20 protein-coding genes are annotated in these 20,996 nt (G+C 32.5%); 7 read left to right on the top strand and 13 right to left on the bottom strand.

The window, feature by feature from the left end:
- Positions 1-24: 24 nt before the first annotated feature.
- From QBK95_RS17065 to trhO, 4 genes are all read right to left on the bottom strand, one after another.
- Positions 25-2,355 (bottom strand): penicillin-binding protein 1A, encoded by a 2,331-nt coding sequence (locus tag QBK95_RS17065; RefSeq protein ID WP_280935764.1) that lies wholly within the window; start codon positions 2,353-2,355, stop codon positions 25-27.
- A gap of 1 nt (position 2,356) precedes the next feature.
- Positions 2,357-2,851 carry a gliding motility lipoprotein GldH gene (locus QBK95_RS17060; protein ID WP_280935763.1) on the bottom strand — a complete coding sequence of 165 codons (495 nt, stop codon included), beginning with the start codon at positions 2,849-2,851 and terminating at the stop codon, positions 2,357-2,359.
- Complete coding sequence (locus tag QBK95_RS17055; protein ID WP_280935762.1) at positions 2,838-4,124, bottom strand: PSP1 domain-containing protein; 1,287 nt, start codon at positions 4,122-4,124, stop codon at positions 2,838-2,840. The genes QBK95_RS17060 and QBK95_RS17055 overlap by 14 nt, the downstream gene beginning before the upstream one ends.
- A 145-nt stretch (positions 4,125-4,269) precedes the next feature.
- Complete coding sequence (trhO, locus tag QBK95_RS17050; protein ID WP_280935761.1) at positions 4,270-5,301, bottom strand: oxygen-dependent tRNA uridine(34) hydroxylase TrhO; 1,032 nt, start codon at positions 5,299-5,301, stop codon at positions 4,270-4,272.
- Between the two features lie 470 nt (positions 5,302-5,771).
- Here trhO and recA point away from each other — a divergent pair, with 470 nt between their 5' ends.
- From recA to QBK95_RS17030, 4 genes are all read left to right on the top strand, one after another.
- Positions 5,772-6,785 (top strand): recombinase RecA, encoded by a 1,014-nt coding sequence (gene recA, locus QBK95_RS17045; RefSeq protein WP_280935760.1) that lies wholly within the window; start codon positions 5,772-5,774, stop codon positions 6,783-6,785.
- A gap of 204 nt (positions 6,786-6,989) precedes the next feature.
- On the top strand, positions 6,990-7,409 hold the full coding sequence (locus QBK95_RS17040; protein ID WP_280935759.1) for a hypothetical protein: 420 nt from the start codon (positions 6,990-6,992) through the stop codon (positions 7,407-7,409).
- A gap of 37 nt (positions 7,410-7,446) precedes the next feature.
- Positions 7,447-7,992 carry an RNA polymerase sigma factor gene (locus QBK95_RS17035; protein ID WP_280935758.1) on the top strand — a complete coding sequence of 182 codons (546 nt, stop codon included), beginning with the start codon at positions 7,447-7,449 and terminating at the stop codon, positions 7,990-7,992.
- 2 nt (positions 7,993-7,994) lie between these two features.
- The gene (locus tag QBK95_RS17030) at positions 7,995-9,698 is read left to right on the top strand and encodes a hypothetical protein (protein ID WP_280935757.1); all 1,704 of its coding nucleotides are present in this window, start codon (positions 7,995-7,997) and stop codon (positions 9,696-9,698) included.
- 141 nt (positions 9,699-9,839) lie between these two features.
- On the opposite strand, the gene QBK95_RS17025 is transcribed toward QBK95_RS17030, so the two are convergent.
- Positions 9,840-10,580, bottom strand: a complete 741-nt coding sequence (locus QBK95_RS17025; protein WP_280935756.1) for a lysophospholipid acyltransferase family protein — start codon at positions 10,578-10,580, stop codon at positions 9,840-9,842.
- Between the two features lie 74 nt (positions 10,581-10,654).
- On the opposite strand from QBK95_RS17025, the gene trpS reads away from it, so the two are divergent.
- Positions 10,655-11,623, top strand: coding sequence for a tryptophan--tRNA ligase (trpS, locus tag QBK95_RS17020; RefSeq protein ID WP_280935755.1), 969 nt, complete (start codon positions 10,655-10,657; stop codon positions 11,621-11,623).
- A gap of 99 nt (positions 11,624-11,722) precedes the next feature.
- On the opposite strand, the gene QBK95_RS17015 is transcribed toward trpS, so the two are convergent.
- Positions 11,723-12,427 carry a hypothetical protein gene (locus QBK95_RS17015; protein WP_280935754.1) on the bottom strand — a complete coding sequence of 235 codons (705 nt, stop codon included), beginning with the start codon at positions 12,425-12,427 and terminating at the stop codon, positions 11,723-11,725.
- A 252-nt stretch (positions 12,428-12,679) separates the two neighbouring features.
- On the opposite strand from QBK95_RS17015, the gene QBK95_RS17010 reads away from it, so the two are divergent.
- Both QBK95_RS17010 and QBK95_RS17005 read left to right on the top strand, forming a co-directional pair.
- A complete protein-coding gene (locus tag QBK95_RS17010; protein WP_280935753.1) occupies positions 12,680-13,042 on the top strand; it encodes a BlaI/MecI/CopY family transcriptional regulator in 363 nt (120 codons plus the stop codon).
- 2 nt (positions 13,043-13,044) lie between these two features.
- The gene (locus tag QBK95_RS17005; protein ID WP_280935752.1) at positions 13,045-14,493 is read left to right on the top strand and encodes a M56 family metallopeptidase; all 1,449 of its coding nucleotides are present in this window, start codon (positions 13,045-13,047) and stop codon (positions 14,491-14,493) included.
- Between the two features lie 79 nt (positions 14,494-14,572).
- On the opposite strand, the gene QBK95_RS17000 is transcribed toward QBK95_RS17005, so the two are convergent.
- The 7 genes from QBK95_RS17000 to QBK95_RS16970 form a co-directional block, all read right to left on the bottom strand.
- Complete coding sequence (locus QBK95_RS17000) at positions 14,573-15,196, bottom strand: hypothetical protein (protein ID WP_280935751.1); 624 nt, start codon at positions 15,194-15,196, stop codon at positions 14,573-14,575.
- A 227-nt stretch (positions 15,197-15,423) separates the two neighbouring features.
- Positions 15,424-15,819: a hypothetical protein gene (locus QBK95_RS16995; protein ID WP_280935750.1), complete on the bottom strand. Its 396-nt coding sequence runs from the start codon at positions 15,817-15,819 to the stop codon at positions 15,424-15,426.
- 1 nt (position 15,820) lies between these two features.
- Positions 15,821-16,840, bottom strand: coding sequence for a phenylalanine--tRNA ligase subunit alpha (gene pheS, locus QBK95_RS16990; protein WP_280935749.1), 1,020 nt, complete (start codon positions 16,838-16,840; stop codon positions 15,821-15,823).
- A 109-nt stretch (positions 16,841-16,949) separates the two neighbouring features.
- A complete protein-coding gene (locus tag QBK95_RS16985) occupies positions 16,950-17,639 on the bottom strand; it encodes a ceramidase domain-containing protein (RefSeq protein WP_280935748.1) in 690 nt (229 codons plus the stop codon).
- An 88-nt stretch (positions 17,640-17,727) separates the two neighbouring features.
- Complete coding sequence (locus tag QBK95_RS16980) at positions 17,728-18,153, bottom strand: lipocalin-like domain-containing protein (protein ID WP_280935747.1); 426 nt, start codon at positions 18,151-18,153, stop codon at positions 17,728-17,730.
- A gap of 65 nt (positions 18,154-18,218) precedes the next feature.
- The gene (locus tag QBK95_RS16975) at positions 18,219-19,748 is read right to left on the bottom strand and encodes an amidohydrolase family protein (RefSeq protein ID WP_280935746.1); all 1,530 of its coding nucleotides are present in this window, start codon (positions 19,746-19,748) and stop codon (positions 18,219-18,221) included.
- Between the two features lie 117 nt (positions 19,749-19,865).
- Complete coding sequence (locus QBK95_RS16970; RefSeq protein WP_280935745.1) at positions 19,866-20,993, bottom strand: helix-turn-helix domain-containing protein; 1,128 nt, start codon at positions 20,991-20,993, stop codon at positions 19,866-19,868.
- Positions 20,994-20,996: the final 3 nt, after the last annotated feature.

The following is a 20,996-nucleotide window of genomic DNA, read 5'->3' as shown; positions in this document are numbered from 1 at the left end:
AATCATTATTAATAATCCAAATTACTAAAGGCCGAACTCATCTTCTATAGGATCCTCTACTTTGATACTTTTTCTAAACTCTTCGCAATTTACTTCTATAGTAAGATTATCAGGTTTTTTAAAGGCATCTGTAGAAACCTTAAGTGTTTTGTCTGCATAGCATTTCTTCATGTATAATGCCCATATCGGTAAGGCCATTGTAGCTCCTTGCCCGTATCTTGTAGAATTAAAATGTGTTGCACGATCGTCTCCACCAACCCATACTCCTGTACATAAATTAGGAACTATCCCCATAAACCAACCATCACTTTGATTTTGCGTTGTTCCTGTTTTACCAGCTATTGGGTTCGTAAATCCATATGGATATCCAGTAACCACATTTTTATAATCATATCTATTAGAAGGTCCCGATCTAAGGCGTGCTCCTGATCCCGATTGAGTTACTCCTTCCATTAAGTTTAGTGTCACAAAAGCGGCTTCTTTACTGATTACATCTCGTGTTTCTGGCTCAAATTGATACAATGTGGTGCCGTTTTTATCCTCGATACTAGTAATCATTACTGGTTTATTGTAGATTCCTTCGTTTGCAAAAGTACTGTATGCACCTACCATTTCTGAAAGCTTAAGGTCTACCGAACCTAAGGCAATAGATGCTACTTCAAGGACATCGGATTCTACTCCAGATTTTCTTGCCAACCGAACAATTGGTTCTGGTCCAATACGATCCATCAATCGAGCAGAAATAGTATTCACAGATTTTGCTAACGCCTCTTTAAGACTTAGATATCCTGTATATTTAGCATCACTATTTTTTGGAGTCCAATCCTCCATTACACCATGTGATCCTGCAGGAATCGTGATCTGAGACATTGGCAATGTATCACAAGGTGATAGTTTAAGTTGATCAATAGCTGTAGCATACACAAAAGGCTTAAATGTAGATCCAACCTGACGAGCTCCCTGATATACATGATCATACTGAAAATGTTTAATATCTACTCCTCCAACCCAAGCCTTAACCTGACCTGTCTGTGGCTCCATAGACATCATTCCAGATCGCAGAAATCCTTTATAGTATAAAATGGAATCTCTAGGTGTCATTATAGTATCGATATATCCTTTCCAGGAAAACACCTTCATCTCCGTTTTTTCATTAAAAGATTTTAGAATTTCTTTTTCGCTTTTGTTTTGAGAAAGCATTTTCTTTCTTCTTGCAGAACTTCTGATTGCTCTTCTTACAATACCCTCAACTTCCTCCTTTGTCAGGTCCCTAAAAGGTGCTGTTTTATTTTCTCCTTCTTGCTTATCGAATTCTTTTTGCAAATTCGACATATGTTCTTGCACAGCTTCTTCTGCATATTTTTGCATTCGAGAATCTATAGTGACATTAATCCTTAGACCATCTCTATAAATATTATAATATTGAGTTTCTCCTTCTTCATTCTCTCCTTTAGGGTTTTTCTTAACCCAATCACCCATCCAACTTCTTACATACTCTCTAAAATAAGTCGCAATTCCATCAGAATGCCCTTCAGGAGCATAATCTAATTTTAAAGGTAATTGTTGTAAACTATCTTTTTCTTGAATTGTAATATATTCATATTTTGCCATTTGTGACAATACCACATCTCTTCTGGTCTTTACCAATTCTGGTCTCCTTAAAGGATTGAAAAGTGCCGAGTTTTTTAACATCCCTACTAATACAGCTGCCTCTTCTTTTTTTAAGGCTTTAGGGCTTTTATTAAAATAAATACGGGATGCAGAACTAATACCTATTGCCTGATTAAGAAAATCATATTTATTGAGATACATTGTCATGATCTCATCTTTAGTATATTGTCTTTCCAATCGAGTTGCAATCACCCATTCTTTAATTTTCTGGGTATATCGTTGCCATCCTCTTGATCTTTTTCCTGTAAAAAGTAGTTTTGCTAATTGCTGGGTGATGGTACTTGCACCTCCTTTAGTTCCTAGAAAAGCAAAAGCACGTACAGTTCCTCTGGCATCAATTCCAGAATGCTCATAATAACGCGCATCTTCTGTCGCCACAAGTGCTTTTACTAAATCTGGTGCTAAGTCTTCAAAATTAACTGGAGTTCTATTTTCTTTAAAAAAAGTTCCTATTTGTTTTCCATCCGAGGAAATAATCTGAGTAGCTAAATCATTCTGTGGATTCTCTAACTCATCAAAACCTGGCATTTCTCCAAAAGTCCCCCAACTGGCTAACAAAAATAACAGAATTACAAAAAGCACTCCTGATGCAAAAGTGATCCAAAACCACTTGATATACTTTAGGATATTAATCTGAGGAGATTTTGATGTTTTTTTATTTGATTTGGGTGTTGCTTTAGCCATATTATTTAGGGTTTTGTGCAAATTCTATTCTAAAACCTATGTCTGTAATTCCTTCTAAGGAGTGTATTCCTAAAGTCTCTCCGTTCTTTCGCATTGCCTGTCGAAGTATCACTTTATATTCTCCTTTTTCTGCAAAATTCACTTTTTCTTTATACCACAATTTATTTTCTTTTAGATCAGTAAAGCCTGTTCCTAACCAAGTTCCATCTGGTGCTGCCATTTCATACTCTAATGTATCGGTCACGATTTTTCCATTTGGAAAATTCATCTCACTAATCAAAAACAAATTACTATATCTATAATCATTATTATTTCGAACGTTTATAAATAGATTATACTGCTGCAATGAATCAAGTTCTGGAAGCGTAAAACTTATTTTTTCATTTTCTTCCCAAGAACCTGATACTGCTTTATATTGATCAAAAACCCGTGAGTCATCACAAGAAATCAAACCTATAAGCAGAAAAAACAATATTAAAAACCTAAGATTTGTCATTATTCTTACGTTGCTGCGGTTTACGTTTTCTATTTCGTTGGTTATTTTTCTTATTTGGGTTTTTATTCTCAGAATTTCCACCTTTAGACTTTTGAGAAGTAGGTTTTTGCTTTTCAGCAGAAACTTTGTTCTTATTCTTATTTCTGTTCTTGTTTTTATTTCTTCTCCTGTTATTTCTTTTAGGTTGATCAAATCGTGTTAAACTGTCTTGTCCTACAACGTTCTCAAAATCTACTTTAGTATCCTCTATTAGTTCTGAAGCATAATCTTCAAGACCTGCTACCTTTTCTTTCTTGTTATTTGCTTCAATAATTTCATTCGCATGATCTGCAGAGATTTTATGCCAGTTCATCCATTCCCCTTCGTATGCATACCATAAATATCCTTTGAAAATATCAATTTTCTGGCATACTGCAACACCTTTTTCTGTTTGTAATTTGGTTTCAGTTTTCGGAAACTCTTTTAATGCATCGATATATGCATCCAGTTCATAATTCAAACAACATTTTAACTTTCCACATTGTCCTGCTAATTTCTGAGGATTCAATGATAGTTGTTGATATCTGGCAGCACTTGTATTTACCGATCTAAAGTCAGTAAGCCAAGTAGAGCAACATAATTCACGACCACAAGAACCAATACCTCCCAATCTAGCAGCTTCCTGACGGAAACCGATTTGACGCATTTCAATTCTCGTACTAAATTCTTGCGCGAATTCTTTGATCAGTTGTCTGAAATCTACGCGATCTTCTGCTGTATAAAAAAAAGTACACTTAGAACCATCTCCCTGAAATTCAATGTCAGAGATTTTCATTTGTAATTTTAATCGAATCGCAATCTCTCTGGAACGAACTTTTATGGTTTCTTCTCGATCACGTGCCTTTTGCCATATATCAATATCTTTTTGAGATGCTTTTCTATATACTTTCTTTACATCTTCACTATCAATATCAACCTTCTTCTTCTTCATTTGGATTCGTACCAATTCACCAGTAAGTGTAACGATACCCACATCATGGCCTGGAGAAGCTTCTGTAGCAACAATATCTCCTATACTTAAGGATAGGTTTTCAGTATTTTTAAAGAAACTTTTCCGTCCATTTTTAAAACGAATTTCTACACAATGAAAAGGAGCCACACCACTAGGAAGTGACATATTAGATAACCAATCAAAAACAGTTAATTTATTGCAACCATCTGTACCGCATGTACCATTATTCTTGCATCCTTTTGGTTGTCCGTCTTTCCCGGAGGAACAACTACTACACCCCATATTCTCTTGCTATATTGAAATTTGTCTGTGTAAAACACAGCAAATATGATTCTTACTCAGGTTAGACGCTTTATACATCCAACATCTTAATCGATAAAGATACTATGATTTCTTTTAAAACCATAGTATCTAAATCATTTTAGTATTACTGTTTATATTTTAGTACTTCAGATCGCCCTTTCTTAAAGATTTTGTTACTATTACCTTTCCCTTTTCGAAGTGCTTTTTGTTCTTCATAAGGTAGGCTATTAACCTCTTTACATTCTGTTGAGCAACAATTATTCATTGTAGCAGCACATTCCTCACATTGAATAAACAAAAGATGGCAGGCTTCATTTTCACAATTGACATGGGTATCACAGGCTTTTCCACATTGATGGCAGTTAGCAATCACATCTTCAGAAATTCGTTCTGATCTTCTATGATCAAAAACAAAATTCTTTCCTAAAAACTTATTTTCTAATCCTTTTTCTTCAACTTGTCTTGCATATTCTATAATACCACCTTCTAGCTGAAAAACATTCTTAAACCCTTTATGTTTGTAGTATGCACTTGCTTTTTCACATCGGATTCCTCCTGTACAATACATTACTAATTTCTTATCCTCTTTATGTTCTCTAAGATCCTCTTCAATTATATCCAATGAGTCTCTAAATGTATCTACATCAGGAGTTACTGCTCCTTTAAAATGACCTATTTCACTTTCATAATGATTGCGCATATCAACCAATACCGTATCTGGATCTTCAATTAATGCATTAAATCTCTCTGCATTTACATGCACTCCTTTATTGGTAACATCAAAAGCCTCATCCTTTAATCCATCTGCAACAATCTTATTGCGAATCTTTACTTTTAATTTTAAGAATGACTTTACATCTTGTTCTCTTGCTATATTAAGGCGAACATTTTCTAAAAAAGAAATACTATCCAAGTGTTTTTTAAAAGCTTCGAAATTCGGTGCTGGAACAGATAATTGTCCATTTATTCCTTCTTTAGCCACATAAATACGTCCCAAAACATCAAGTTCATCCCAATGGATAAAAAGATGGTTCCTAAAGATTTCTGTATTACCGATATGTGCGTATTGATAAAAAGAGAGTGTAAGTCGATCCGTACCTGCCTCATCAATAAGAGCAGCTCTCTCTTTTGCGCTTAATTTATTGTACAGTTGCATGCTATACCAATTTTTAAGTTAAAAGAAATTATTTTATTTGCTGCAAAAATACAAATACCAAGAGATAAAATAAAAAAATGCCATGAAAATTACTTCAAGGCATTTTTTGGGCTAATTCGTTAATTAATTTATTTAATCTAAACGACTAATTAATTTAAGTAACGAAGCTAACCACCTTCTACTATACAATTACTAATTGTAGTAATTGTACAGCCATCAAGGTTGTGTCTTACGACTCTTTTAAGAAATTTCATACATCCTCCTTCCGCACAGTTTGTTCAAGTTTTGCTTTCTATGTAGATACAAGAAAACCGAAAGGGTTGCGTCTGATTCAAAAAAAAATAAAATACTCGTTCATAACGGTTATAATCATTGTTAATAAATTAGTTGTATAAGTGTTATTTTTGAAATGGGTATGCAAAAAACTTGTAGTATTTTAGCCAAAATCAATAACAAAAGAAAGTAAACGCATGAGTACGGATAAAGAAAAAGATGCAAAATTAAAAGCGTTAAAACTAACTTTAGACAAACTAGATAAGGCTTACGGAAAAGGTACAGTGATGAAGATGAGCGACGATGCCGTTCAGGAAGTAGAAGTAATTTCTACTGGGTCATTGGGACTGGATTTGGCACTTGGTGTAGGAGGATATCCTAGAGGAAGGGTTATCGAAATTTTCGGGCCTGAATCTTCTGGTAAAACCACTTTAACATTGCATGCAATTGCGCAAGCACAAAAAGCAGGAGGAATAGCTGCATTTATAGATGCAGAACATGCGTTTGATCGTTTTTATGCAGAAAAGTTAGGTGTAGAAATCGATAACTTAATTATTTCTCAACCAGATCATGGTGAGCAAGCATTGGAAATTGCTGATAATTTAATACGATCAGGTGCAATCGACATTATCGTTATTGATTCTGTTGCGGCTTTAACTCCAAAAAGTGAGATCGAAGGAGAAATGGGAGATTCTAAAATGGGGCTTCATGCCCGTTTAATGTCTCAAGCATTACGAAAATTAACTAGTTCTATTAGTAAAACTAACTGTACTGTTATCTTTATCAACCAACTTCGTGAAAAAATTGGAGTAATGTTTGGTAATCCTGAAACCACAACAGGTGGTAATGCCCTTAAATTTTATTCTTCGGTTCGATTAGATATTCGTCGATCTACTCAAATAAAAGATAGTAACAGTGAAGTACAAGGAAACAAAACCCGTGTAAAAGTTGTAAAAAACAAAGTTGCTCCACCATTTAGAACTGCAGAATTTGACATTATGTATGGTATGGGAATTTCTAAAACTGGAGAAATTATTGATATTGGTGTAAACTATGAAATTGTCAAAAAAAGCGGCTCATGGTTTAGTTATCAAGACACAAAATTAGGTCAAGGAAGAGATGCTGTAAAAGCTTTATTAAATGACAATCCAGAACTTATGGAAGAACTTGAAGAAAAAATCAAGGAAGCCATAAAGATTGTAAATGAATAAACCATCATCTTAAAAAAAATATTAAAATCCCGAGTTTCGGGATTTTTTTATACCTTTTATCCAAATCTTACCCCTTTTATACCTACATAAAATAACAAAGCTATACCGCTTATTAATAAATTTATTTAGATACCAACGCAACCATGTGCATATACAAACATCTATATTATACAATTTGGTATGTAGTACCCCAAAGTTAGTAGTATGAAAAAGATAAAAATAATTGCAATGATTATTTTGTCAAGTTGTTTGACAAGTTGCTTGAGTGATGATGCAGGTATCAACTTTTTTTATGAATTAGTCCCTATTGAACAAGTAGAAATTCCAGATCAATTCGTAAGAGGAGAAACAGTTACGATTACTGTTTCTTATTTCAGACCTTCTGATTGTCATTCTTTTAGTGGTTTTGATTATGATAGAGTATCTAATGAACGTACAGTTTCTGCAGTCAATGTGGTAGTTAACGACCGTGTTTGCGAAGATCTTGTGCAAACTGATTTAGTTGAGGCTTCTTTTGATTTCTTTGTTGGATTCGAAGATTCTTATGTTTTTAGATTTTGGCAAGGCAGAAATGATCAAGGAGAGAATCAATTTTTAATTATGGAAGTTCCCGTTGTAGAATAGGAGTTTATATTTTAATTACGTAAAACAAAAACTGTTCGTGAGTTTAGACCAACTCATAAAAAATTGTAAGAAACAAGATGCTAAGGCACAAGAACAACTGTATAGATTATATGGTAGTAAGTTATTTTCTATCTGCCTAAAGTACTCTAACAATTATGCAAGTGCCGAGGATACATTGCAGGATGCGTTTATTACAATTTTTAACAAAATAGAACAGTATAAAAGTCAAGGTTCTTTTGAAGGGTGGATTAAACGAATAACAATTAATACAGCCCTACAAAAGTATCGAAAACAGAAAGTTTTCGAGATCATTGGCGAAGAGCAAATTGAAGAGGTCGAAGTAGAAATTGATGAAGATCAGGTTTCTCTAGATTATCTTCTAGAAATTATTCAGCAATTGCCCGATCGATATCGATTGGTCTTTAATCTTTATGTATTAGATGGTTACTCTCATAAAGAAATTGCAGAAATGTTAGATATTTCTAATGGAACTTCTAAATCAAATTTAGCAAGAGCCAGAAAAATTTTAAAAGAAAAAATAGAAACCAACCAAGAACCACGAGTTCAGTCAAATGAAGGATGAACATGAGTGATAAAAAAAATATAGATAGATTGTTTCAGGAAAAATTCAAAAACTTTGAAGTTACTCCTGATGATGCTGTATGGGAAAAAATTAAAGCTAAAAAAGATAAAGATCGAAAACGAGGAATCATTATACCCTTTTGGTATCGTATTGCAGGAGTTGCTGCATTGATAGCGGTAATTTTATCTGTAGGATCTGTGTTAACTAACGATGATTCTGTGCAGGATGCAATTGTTAATACAGAAAAAATAGAGAACAAGGACGTAGGATCCGAAGAAGATCAGAATGTTGACACCAAAACCTCTAACGATGGTTTAGTAAACACGGCTAAAGATCAGAAATCTAATTACGATGATGGAGCTTCAGAAGGTAATAATACTAATAACGAAGCTATCACTAATAGTTCTTTAAAAAATGCGCCAAAAAAAGACCTTGTAACCAATATAAATACAAATCAAGAAAATACTCAACCAAGGACATATAAAGATCCTTCACTCGATAAAAACCAACTTAACAAAGAATCTAACACTACTATTACAGATACTGAAGATAAAATAATCAAAGATGTATCAGAGAATAAGAAGAATCTTTTCTTTGAACAAAATCCTGATACTAAAAATGCTGTAACGGATATAAAAAATACGGATACGCCCAAAGCGAATACCCAAAAAAATTCGTTTAACAACTCATCACAAGTTATTAAAAAAGGGATTGCAGAAAACTCTTCGCCAACAAACAATACACAACAAGGAAATATCCCAAAAGAAGAACATCCTATTTTTAAAGAACCCAATACAGGTATAAAAAATACGGAAAGCAAAATACTTGCGGAAAACACCAAAGAAAAAACGTCCAAAGATGAAGAAAAAATAGTTTCTGATGAAACTGAAGATCAAACTTCAAATGACGGAAAAAAGTCAATTTTTGATGTTATAAAAGAAAAAGAAGCAAAAGAAACGTTGGTTACCGAAACAACACAAGAAAAGAAATGGAATATAACTCCTAATGTAGCTCCAGTATATTATGACTCTTTTGGTGGATCTTCTATTGATGCTGAATTCTCTGACAATAATAAGCAAGGGCAAATTAATCTTAGTTACGGAATCCAAATTGCATACTCAATTAATAAAAAACTAAGTGTAAGATCTGGAATCAGTAAAGTGGATGTAGGTTACAATACTGAAGATGTAGGGTTTGGTATCTCATCTGTAGCTACAGGAGTTGAAGGATTTGATAATCCCACTAATGTTCGAAATATTGTAGTTTCGGATTATCAAGGTGGGTCTTCTGATTTTGGATCCGCACCTGATATTAATGACGAAATCCTTGTTAAATCTCAAAACCCAGGATTACTTAATCATAGTATTGGATATATTGAAGTTCCATTAGAAATTAAGTATGCAATAACTGACTCGAAACTAGGAGTACATATGATAGGAGGAGTCAGCACCTTGTTTCTTGAAGACGATGATGTGTCGATCATTGCTGGAAGTTTTAAAAACGAAAATGTAGCAAGAGATGAAACTGTCAACGATATAAGTTTTAGTGGTAATATTGGTATAGGTTTTGATTATAAATTATCTGATCAATTTCAGATTAATATGGAACCTATATTTAAATATCAGTTTAATGGTTTTAAGGAAGGTGCGCAAGACTTTAAACCTTATTATTTTGGTGTATATACTGGAATAAGTTTTAAGTTTTAAAAATAATGAAAAAGAAAAATAACCAAATGTGTTTTAGGTTATTATAGTTGGTTAGGTTGAATTATTGCTCTAGGGAAGCAATGATGACAAGGCTGTTTCTGGGGAGGAACAGCTTTTGTTTTTTTATAAAAAAGACGTGGTTTAAAACTGATTAGATTGCAGTTTATCTAAAATAACATTTCGCACCTCCATATTCAACGCTTTTTTATGATCTTGAGTCAATCCTGTAGTTGAAATTGCTTTGTGTACAAAAGCTCTCATCCTTCCTGGGCTTCCGCTAAAAAAAGTATATGAAAATCGTTTTTTGTTATCAAGAAATGTTAGTGGCAATATTGGTATTTGATGATCTATCGCCAATCTAAAGGCTCCATCTTTAAAAGCGTCTAGGATAATAGATTCATCATCAGGAACTCCTCCTTCAGGAAATATACAGATACTTGTTCCATCTTGTAATCTTGCCTGAGCACGATCAAACACTTCTTTCCTACTTTTTTGACTATTTCGATCCACCAATATGCAGGTTCTTTTATAAAAGAATCCAAAAATCGGAATCTTTGCTAACTCTTTTTTTCCAACAAATACAAAAGGGTTTTTCACACAATACAACATCAACATAATATCCGTCATTGAAGTATGATTTGCTACAAACATATAGCTCTTATGCCTATCTACTTTTTCTTCTTTTTTTACTCTAGGAAGAAAACCACTACCATATAAAACAATCGCCGCCCATAATCTAGCTACCACAAAAAATTGTGAATACCATTGCTCTCTTGATGTTAATACCAGCAAAACAGGAAATAAAATAATTATAGGAACACCCATCATTATATAAAACCAAATGCGCCATAAAATAATCAAGATGTATCTAATGATAAACATAGCCGCAAAAATACGCAATTGCTTTGAGCTATCTGAACAAAAAAATTACCTTTGCCAGAAACTATAAAATTACTATGGCAAGAATTCTAACAGGAGTCCAAAGTACAGGAACCCCTCATTTAGGAAACTTATTAGGAGCAATTATTCCGGCAATCAGGATGGCTAATCAGCCAGAAAATGATTCTTTCCTATTTATTGCAGATATGCATTCATTAACACAGATTAAGGATGCTAAAACACTAAGAGAAAACACTTACTCTACTGCTGCAACCTGGCTGGCTTTTGGTTTAGATATTGAAAAAACAGTTTTTTATCGTCAAAGCGATATCCCTCAGGTAACTGAATTGTCTTGGTATCTTAACTGTTTCTTTCCATACCAACGATTAACTTTAGCACATTCTTTTAAAGATAAAGCAGATAGATTAGAAGATGTCAATGCAGGATTATTTACATATCCCATGCTAATGGCTGCAGATATCTTATTATATGATGCAGAAATTGTACCTGTAGGAAAAGATCAGGAACAGCACATAGAGATGACCCGAAATGTAGCAGAAAGAATGCACAATCAAGTAGGAGAATTGTTTGTTTTACCAGAAGCTCAATTCCAAAAAGAAACGATGTATGTCCCAGGAACTGATGGTGCTAAAATGAGTAAATCCAAAGGCAATACTATCAACTTGTTTTTACCAGATAAAAAGCTGCGTAAGGATATTATGTCTATCCAAACGGATAGTATACCTATGGAAGATCCCAAAGATCCTGATACTTGTAATGTATTTGCATTATATCAACTTGTGGCGACAGAAGATCAATTGTCTGAGATGCGTGCAAATTATAAAGGTGGAAATTACGGTTATGGACATGCGAAACAAGCACTATATGAAGTATTGATCGATAAGTTCTCTGTAGAACGTGAACGCTATAATTATTATATGTCTAATCTAAATGAAATAGATAAAGCATTGGCTATTGGTGCCAAAAAAGCATCTGAAGTTGCAAACAGAGTACTTTCTAGAGTACGTGAAAAAGTTGGGTACTAATTACAGTAGTATACTCCAACTTGTTGATATAATATTCTAATAAAACAAAGCCAGTTTTTTAATTAAAAAACTGGCTTTGTTCTTAGAACTTAGTGAATACTAAAATCCATTTTCTACCACTACTAATAGATTATGAGTTTTATTCTCTTTGTTAAAAACAATAGGATATTTTCCTGGTTTAATAACATTTCCTCTTAAACCTAGTTTCTTGGCAACTTCGTGCTCTAGAACAATCTTGTTTTCGAGATAAAATATACCAGATTCAACCATACCGTCTTCCTGAAGTATTTCATTACCATATATACTTGGTTGTGGCTGCGGTTGTTGATAAAATTGAATTCCTAATAAGTTTTCGTTCATAGCAAATGGAATCGCCTGTGTTCTCTGATCCAATTTCAATTCATAAAAATCTTTAAAAGATCTAAATTCTCTTGGATCGATTCTCTCTGTAAGAATCCAAGGATCTATAAAATCAAGACCACACGGAACAATTTGACAAGGATCCCAAATAATAGGTGGTAATTCGAAAATAATGTTCGGATCAGGAATACATTCTACAATAGCACAAATATTACCTGGATCGAATTGGCAAATCTGTTTTCCAGTAACAGGATCCAGAACACTCTTGGCATTAAACTGAAGTGTAAACCTACAGAATTCTCCCGATGCTTTTGTTTGTATATCGGTATCTTGTCCCTCTAAAATCGCTTCTGGATGTACTACTTCTTCTGTTACATCTTCTTTTTGACAGGCTAACAAAGAAATTAGCATTGCCCCAATAATTACTAATGATTGTTTTTTCATGATTACATGGTTTTAAAAGTTAAAAAATAAAAAAGAACCCCTAAGACCATTATTCAGTTATTACTAACTGTGGCCTACTGAGGTTCTTTAGTAATTAGTGTACTTTTTTATAAACTGGTAAACATTTTGACTACAGAATTTCTTTTTTGTAAAATTTAAAACTAAAAAAATAGTTCAAACTAAAAATTTAGTTTATATTAGCAATCTGAAACTAAATGTTTAGTTTGAAAATAAAAACCACAATAGCGTACTATGAAGCAACTTACTAAAGCCGAAGAAGACATCATGAAAATCCTCTGGAATCTGCAAGAAGGAAGTGTTGTTTCGATACTTGAACAGTTACCAGAACCAAAACCCGCATACAATACTGTTTCTACCATAGTTAGAATATTAGAAGATAAAGGTTTTGTAAACTATAGGAAAGAAGGAAGAATCCATATCTACATTCCGCTAGTTCAAAAAACAGAATATAGCAATCAAAGCATCAACAAGTTGATTGATGGATACTTTCAAGGATCTTTTAAGAGTATGGTTTCCTTTTTTATGAAGAAAAATGATATTAGTATTTCAGAAATGGAAGCAGCTATGAGAGAAATTAATAAAGAAGAAGAATAATTATGATACATTATATCCTACAAATCATAGCATTTCAACTACTTTTTTTAGTAACCTATGACCTATTTCTTAAAAAGGAAACTTTTTTTAATTGGAATCGAGTGTATCTTTTGATAACGCCCGTTCTAAGTTTTTTGCTTCCTCTTATTCGTTTGGATTTCATAAGACAACATATTCCTACAGCTTACAGTATACAATTGCCAGAAGTACTTATTACGAATTCTCCTATGCAACTTCATCTTTTACCTGAAGTTGTAATAGGCTCTGAAAGCCAAGTATCTAATTACATTACTTTGATACCCGTTTTTGGGTACTTATGGTACATAGGAATCGCTGCAAGCCTATTTTTATTTCTTTATAAAGTCTTTAAAATATTCAAATTAAAAAGGTCTGGAACCAAAATCCAAGCAAAAAACATTACCCTTATTTCATTACCTAACACCACTACTGCATTTTCTTTTTTCAATACGATTTACATCGGAAATAATCTTTCAGAAATCAAAAAAACCAATGTTCTACTACACGAAAAAATTCATGTAAGAGAATATCACTCACTGGATCTTATTTTCTTTGAACTATTGCGCATTCTGTTCTGGTTTAATCCACTAATCTATATATATCAAAACAGAGTGGCAATGCTTCAGGAATATATTGCAGATGCCAAAGCTATTTCAGAAACAAGCAAAAAAGAATACTATCAGAATCTTTTATCTCAGGTTTTTCAAACAGAGAAAATTTCATTTATTAATACATTTTTTAACCATTCATTAATCAAAAATCGACTTGTTATGTTACAAAAATCAAAATCAAAAAAAATCTTTCAATTAAAGTATCTATTATTAGTACCTGTGGTCTGTATGATGTTAGTGTATACTTCCTGTACTGAAGACGCTAATGCCCAGTTAGTAAACGACTCAGATAATAAATCAAAATCTCAAAGTACGATTCTAAATAATATTGCTGAGTTAAAGGAATCTATCGCTGCAAAAGGGGAAATGACTGAAGAAGAAAGAAAAGCATTAAAAGGACTATTATTATTAACTACCGAAAACGGTTTTTCTGAACCATTTTTTAAGGATGTAGTTGCAGATGCAGAAATCCCATTTGGTGTTATAGAAAATGTTCCTGTATTTCAAGGATGTGAAGACTTATCACGAGAAGAGACAAAAAAGTGTTTTTCACAGAAAATATCTCAACATGTGGCTAAGCAATTTAACACCAAAATCGGAGAGGATCTTGGATTAAATGGACAACAAAGAATTTATGTAAGATTTAAAATTGATAATACAGGTAAAATTGTCGGTGTACAATCAAGAGCACCTCATCCAGATTTAGAAAAAGAAGCTAAACGAGTTATCAATCTATTGCCTGAAATGATACCAGGATCACAAAATGGTGTCAATGTTAATGTTCAATATTCTTTGCCTATTGTATTTGAATTAAAGGAATAAGAACCATACTATAAAAATAGTAAGAGGCTGTTAAGAATGAATTCTTAACAGCCTCTTTTACATGCCAACACTAACTGAACTAACGCTCAAAGCCCTTTTCTACAGCTAGAATAGCATTAAAAGTTTTATTTCTTTCATTAATAATAACAGGATACTTCCCAGCTTTTATTACATTTCCGTGTAGTCCAAGCTCTTTTGAAGTTTCGGCATCCAATATAAGATCTTCTTCCAGGTTAAAGGTATTATCTCTTAAAAAGCCTTCGTCTTGATAAAACTGTAATCCTGCGATCCCTTCATTAAGCGCAAATGGAAATACATTTTCTCTAGGGTCTATTTTTAAATCTAGTTTATCTCTAAAAGAAATAAACTCTCTGGGATCAATCTTTTCATAAATGATCCACGGATCAAAAATATCAATCCAACAAGGAACAAATTGACATGGATCAAAAACTAGTTCAGGTATACATATTCTATATACGTCACATATTCCTATAAACTGTGAGTAACATGTTCCTCCAAACTTCAGCCCTTTCCTAACATAATAATAACATCTCCCCCAATTGGCTTTTCCATCGGTTTCATCTAACGTATTGGTGTTCCAATCAATTGATTCTTCAACAATGGTATTGTCTACCGTTTCTCTCTCACATGCACAGAACACACTTAATGTAATTACTGCGGCTAAAAAAACTACTTTTTTCATAATATTTAGGTTTTAAGATTAAAAAATCCCCATTACAATTGGTCGTTGGCACTCCAATCGTTTAGGGGATATATGATGTAACAGCTCTTTGTTTTTTGTTATTTCAAAAAGCTGTTGTTGATTATATTTTAAAATCTGGAAACATGAGGCTAAAGTAGCATCATTTTAGATGTAAGTAACGGGGTATTAACCTGTTTTTGTGCAAGTTATTTAACTTGAGATGAAGTTTATGAAACCAATACTCCTCGTTGTTTCATTACTGGTAGATCACGAAAAGCATTTTCGTTGATGGAGTTTTTTCTAAAAAGATATTTTTTATCAAATAGCTTTCCTTCTGCAAAGAATGAGACAGAAAATTCATTATTCATCGCAAATAACTCTTCTTGAATCATTTCAATTTTAGCAGAAGATTTGGCATTAATCGTTCCGATACCATGTCTAAGTAAAGAAGTTTTTCTTTCGGTATCATAGCCTTTAGTAACAACAAAAACCATTTCGATAGGTATTTCTTGATCATTAATGATGTAAGAGTTCCAATCGTGCCCGCCAAACTCCTCATTCCATTCTTTGACTACTGCGATATGAACATTCTCTACAACAGGTATTTCTATATCTTTCTTCAATTTATAATGCTGACTTAAATTGTTCTAGAAAACGCACATCATTTTCACTTAGCATTCTAATATCAGAAATTCCATATAACAAAAGTGCTATACGGTCAATTCCCATACCAAATGCAAATCCACTATACTCTTCTGGATCTATATTACAATTCTTTAATACATTAGGGTCTACCATTCCGCATCCCATTATTTCTAACCAACCAGTTCCTTTGGTCATTTTATAGTCTGTTTCGGTTTCTAATCCCCAATACACGTCTACCTCAGCACTTGGCTCTGTAAACGGGAAATAAGAAGGGCGTAATCTAATTTTAGACTTCCCGAACATTTCTGTAGTAAAATACTGTAAGGTTTGTTTTAGATCTGCAAATGAAACATCCTTGTCAATATATAATCCTTCTACCTGATGAAAGAAACAATGTGATCTGGCAGAGATTGCTTCATTACGATATACTCTTCCTGGAGAAATTGTTCTGATCGGAGGTTTATTTTCTTCCATATATCTTACCTGTACAGAAGATGTATGGGTACGTAATAAAATATCAGGATCTGTTTGGATAAAAAAGGTATCCTGCATATCACGTGCTGGGTGATATTCTGGTAAATTAAGTGCTGTAAAATTATGCCAGTCATCTTCAATTTCTGGTCCTTCGCTTACATTAAATCCAATACGCGAAAAAATATCGATAATTTGATTTTTTACTAAAGAAATTGGATGGCGAGATCCTAGCGTAATTGGTTCTGATGGACGTGTTAAATCTCCATAAGCTCCTTTTTCTTCATCTTTGGATTCTAGCTCATCTTTTAATGCCTTTACCTTTTCTTCGGCAGCGACTTTTAGTGCATTTATGGCTTGACCAAATTCTTTCTTCTGATCATTCGCAATATTTCTGAATTCTGTAAAAAAATCATTAACCAATCCTTTTTTACCAGAAAATTTTATTCTGAATGCTTCAACTTCTTCTTTGGTCTTTGCCGTGAAATCCTCAACTTCTGAGATATATTCTTTAATCTTATCGATCATGATCTTTTTCTTAATAGAGGGCAAATTTAAGATTTGTACACATAAAAGTGTACATGTGTGTACAAAAATGTGTCCTTTTAGGTAATAAAATGTGTTATTTCTAGAAAAATCACCTTTCAGAAAGGATTTTCTTTTGTTTTAGGTTATCTCTATAGGTATATAGCATCAAAAAGAAAACTGATATTCCTCCGAATACATGCCATAACCAATGGGTACCCATATATAAGATATTAGTGTTCCAAAACTTATCTGCACTCCTAAAACTTACTGCAATAGCAAAAAACACAAAGGCTAGCATAATCATTTCTTTATTTTTCCCTTTTGTTTTTATAAGATATAAGATAATCGGCAGCAAAACTGTAACTGCAGTAATTATGTATCCCAATGAAATTCTTATGGTTGGTGGAATTGGCAACATTCTTACTGCAAAAGAAACTCCAAAAATCAGGATAAATGCCAATACTCTTTTCCACCAAATTCTGTATAATTTAAAAATGAAATAAAAAACAGCAGACAAACATAATATCATTATTGGCACCCAATCCATAAACAACCATATTTGATGACTTCTGGTACCATGAAATAAAGTGCCTCCAATAAAACCAATTGCCAAAACTGGTAAACTAAACGCTAAAAACAAGTGTTGCTTTGGATTTTTATATACTCGTATAGAGAAATAAATGATTATGATTAAAAAAATTAGATTACTCACGGTATTAAATGGCTCTACAGGCAATCTCCCCATAATAGTTTCCCGATAAATCGGACCATTATCCATTGGGTGTTGAAAAACAATCATTTTTTAAAAATTACATCTATAAAAATAAAAAAAGATACTCTAGTAAAAGTATCTTTTTTAAGATAAATAATTGCTATTTGAAGATTCTCTAAATTCTCTCAAATACTTCTCTAAACTCTGTAGTTTCTCCTTCAAAAGTATCAGAGTATTCTATATAAAAAGTATTCTCAGAAAATTTGATTTCATCAGTGCTAGCTTCTCCATCAATAATAAAGGTATATATTCCATTTCCTTTATTTTCCCAAGTTCCTGTATCTTCATACTCTACTACTAAAATACAGTTTTCATTTCCGTCTTCTTCATAAAATTCTGATTCTAACGTACCATCGGCATTAAATGTTAAACTTCCTTGCAAATCACAAGGATCAGATACAATAAGTTCACCATCTTCGAATTCTTGAGATAATTTCCAAGATCCTATCAAGAGATCTTGATCGATCCCATCATCGTCATCTCCGCAAGAAATTATTACCATGGAAAAGGAAATAGCAAACAAAAGAATACGTTTTTTCATAATTGATTGTTTTTGAGACTTTTTAAGTAGAAGATACATTACTTTCCTAAAGGTTGCGTATTTTATTAGTTAATAAATTTATCAATACTAATTTTTCTACTTCTATTATTAGCTTCTTTTACTGATTGTAATATTGAATCTAGTTCTTTCCTATTCAAAAGTTTTCCATTCACAATTACAGTATTAATTGTTCTACTATTTTTGATATCTATCAAAGGGTTTTTTTCTAAAATAACTAAATCTGCGTCATATCCTATTTTAATTTTTCCAGTTTCACTTTGCATCCATTGAGCTGGTGCTATTGTTGCTGCATGAAGAATTTTCGAGTTTGACATACCACATTTACTAAGTGATTCTAATTCATCATGCAAAGAAAAACCTGGAATAACACCAGTAACATTTGCATCTGTTCCGACAGTTATAGTGACACCATTCCTGATTAAAGCTTTAGTCATGATATAGTACGCCTTTACATACGTTTCCCAGAATATTTTACTTTTTCTAACTAGCTCGGGATTGTTTTTAATTTCCATATTTTCATAACTGTTATTCCCAGGTAACCAGCCTTTTGCTAATTTAGAACCTTCAATAAGTCCAGGGTTTTCATATTCAAGTTCAATAGATTCTAAGAAATTTTCTATATCAAAATTTTGTTTTGGAACGCTTTCAATAACTGATATTGTAGAAGCTACGATTATATTACTTTCTTTAAGTTTAATGGCAATAGAATCACTCTTTTGATTTAGGTAATCTAGATATTCATTTGGTGTATTATACACAATTCCTGTATAATCTTCCATTGTGTTTTTAGTAATCTCTTCTATGTGTGACAATTGTGATTGCCCCGAAGAATACAAACCATCCAATCCAACAGAAAAGCTTAAGTGACCAATCGCAGGAACATTGTGTTTTTTAGCCTCATTTGTTATGGCTTCATATATTTCTTTATTTAAAGTGCCATTAAGTTTAATTGCATCAAAACCTTGTTCTTTAAATTTTTGAACTGCTTTTCTAGCTTTTTTTGTTTTTGTATAATTAAGAGGTTGATCAAAAAAAGCTCCTTTTATTTTTCGAATTATACCCTTTTGGCTTCCTACTTTTCTTGTTGCTACATATATTCTAGGACTAAGTGAGCCGCTTTTAGCCTCTTCACGCCATTGTAAATGTCTTTTACTTCCAGTCATTTCGCCCACATATGTAATACCATTAGCCACATAAAGTAACAAATCATTTTTACTGTTTTTTAGGTGAACATGTGTGTCGATAAGCCCTGGAATTAGATATTTTCCAGTTCCGTCTACTATGGTATAATCACTTGTTATATCAACTTGTTTTGCTACGTTTATAATTTTACCATCTTTTATTAAGACCGTCAAACTGTCTAACATTTGTGAACAATCTGATGAAAGTGCGCTTATATTTTTTATGGCTATTGAACCCGAAGATGTTTTAAAGTTTGATGTGTTGACTAGTTCTGTTTTTTTTCCGAGATGTTGATTTATTTGGGATTTAACACCTAAACAGGATACTATACTTCCAGTAATCACAGTTAAAGTTATTCCTAATACCCATTTTTTGATTGTTTTTCGTCTCATGATGTTTTTAAGATTTGTACAAAAGACAAAAGAATTATCGCATTTGTTACTCTTAAAAGGCATACAAGACTCTCAAAACACTTTTTGAGAGTGAAAAATGAAGATTATATACAATCTTTATTGCTGAAGATATTCCTTTGGTGATATCCCAGTATTTTTTTTAAATACTCTGTAAAAACTAGCTTCTGAATTAAAACCACATTCTAGGGCTATTCCCAGAATAGACATATGGCTAAAATCTTTATCCTTTAATTTAGATTTCACTTCTTCTACTCGATAATTATTAATGAATTCTCTAAAACTTAATTTGAAGTGTTTATTGATGCATATAGAAACTTCTCTTTGAGGAACATTTAAAATAGCAGACAATTCTTTAATAGTAAGTTTAGGATTCAGGAATACTTTATCTTCTTCCATCGCTTTCGATAGTAGTACTTTTATTTCTTTAACCTTAACAACAGATAAAGCAACATCTGTTTTATTGTCGGCATTGGTTTCACTCCTTATAAAAGAAAAATCAGGTTGCAAATACCCTTTTAACCCTAAATAGTAAATTACGAATGAAATAAAAAGCATGAGCAAGTCATAATGTATTATGGATCTGCTTTTTAAATCTAAAAAAATATCTAACGAATGATTTATTACTAAAAATACACCAATAATTGTGGATAAGCCAAATATATCTTTTAACCATTTAAAATCAGGAAATGAGCTATCTGAAGTTGTATTATCTAGCCACTTTTTATAATTTATCAATTCCTTATATCCATAGAACAAGTACAATGCTAAGGAAATTAAGAGTACATATTCATCTAACTGTTTTATATCATTGAAATGAAGGTTTTTGGCAATACTATCTTTTTGACTAAAATCATTTACTCTTAAAGCAGAAAAATATACAATAAACGCATAGGTTTGAGACAAAAAGAATGGTACGAAATGTAGCCAGAATTTAGTTTTAAAATGAAATTTTGGGTTTACAAGTGACCTTATATAGAAATATATCAAAGGTGACAGTATTAGTTCAATAGCATTTGGAAAAAACCTAAATAGCTTAGTATCCCAAAGTTGTAATGTATGTAAAAGAGGTTTAGTACTTAAAAAACAAAAAGAAAATAAGGCTAAAGCAAGATATTTATTACTCCTTTTGTTCTTTTTTGAATTTAGTAATAATACACCCGTAATAATTCCTTGAATTATTCCAATTAGAATTAATAAATCAAATAAAGAAAATTGATGATTCAAATC

Origin of the sequence: Aquimarina mycalae (assembly GCF_029906345.1) — a bacterium.
GTDB lineage: Bacteria > Bacteroidota > Bacteroidia > Flavobacteriales > Flavobacteriaceae > Aquimarina.
Note: the sequence above shows the minus strand (reverse complement) of the source record. Positions and strands in the feature narration are given on the sequence as shown.

Excerpts from the sequence above, each read along its gene's own strand:
- QBK95_RS17010 (WP_280935753.1), top strand. The coding sequence starts at position 12,680 with ATGAAGCAACTTACTAAAGCCGAAGAAGACATCATGAAAATCCTCTGG.
- QBK95_RS17030 (WP_280935757.1), top strand. The coding sequence starts at position 7,995 with ATGAGTGATAAAAAAAATATAGATAGATTGTTTCAGGAAAAATTCAAA.
- trpS (WP_280935755.1), top strand. The coding sequence starts at position 10,655 with ATGGCAAGAATTCTAACAGGAGTCCAAAGTACAGGAACCCCTCATTTA.
- QBK95_RS16975 (WP_280935746.1), bottom strand. The coding sequence starts at position 19,748 with ATGAGACGAAAAACAATCAAAAAATGGGTATTAGGAATAACTTTAACT.
- QBK95_RS17040 (WP_280935759.1), top strand. The coding sequence starts at position 6,990 with ATGAAAAAGATAAAAATAATTGCAATGATTATTTTGTCAAGTTGTTTG.
- QBK95_RS17015 (WP_280935754.1), bottom strand. The coding sequence starts at position 12,427 with ATGAAAAAACAATCATTAGTAATTATTGGGGCAATGCTAATTTCTTTG.
- QBK95_RS16980 (WP_280935747.1), bottom strand. The coding sequence starts at position 18,153 with ATGAAAAAACGTATTCTTTTGTTTGCTATTTCCTTTTCCATGGTAATA.
- QBK95_RS17005 (WP_280935752.1), top strand. The coding sequence starts at position 13,045 with ATGATACATTATATCCTACAAATCATAGCATTTCAACTACTTTTTTTA.
- recA (WP_280935760.1), top strand. The coding sequence starts at position 5,772 with ATGAGTACGGATAAAGAAAAAGATGCAAAATTAAAAGCGTTAAAACTA.
- QBK95_RS17055 (WP_280935762.1), bottom strand. The coding sequence starts at position 4,124 with ATGGGGTGTAGTAGTTGTTCCTCCGGGAAAGACGGACAACCAAAAGGA.
- QBK95_RS17025 (WP_280935756.1), bottom strand. The coding sequence starts at position 10,580 with ATGTTTATCATTAGATACATCTTGATTATTTTATGGCGCATTTGGTTT.
- pheS (WP_280935749.1), bottom strand. The coding sequence starts at position 16,840 with ATGATCGATAAGATTAAAGAATATATCTCAGAAGTTGAGGATTTCACG.
- QBK95_RS16985 (WP_280935748.1), bottom strand. The coding sequence starts at position 17,639 with ATGATTGTTTTTCAACACCCAATGGATAATGGTCCGATTTATCGGGAA.
- QBK95_RS17000 (WP_280935751.1), bottom strand. The coding sequence starts at position 15,196 with ATGAAAAAAGTAGTTTTTTTAGCCGCAGTAATTACATTAAGTGTGTTC.
- trhO (WP_280935761.1), bottom strand. The coding sequence starts at position 5,301 with ATGCAACTGTACAATAAATTAAGCGCAAAAGAGAGAGCTGCTCTTATT.
- QBK95_RS17060 (WP_280935763.1), bottom strand. The coding sequence starts at position 2,851 with ATGACAAATCTTAGGTTTTTAATATTGTTTTTTCTGCTTATAGGTTTG.
- QBK95_RS17065 (WP_280935764.1), bottom strand. The coding sequence starts at position 2,355 with ATGGCTAAAGCAACACCCAAATCAAATAAAAAAACATCAAAATCTCCT.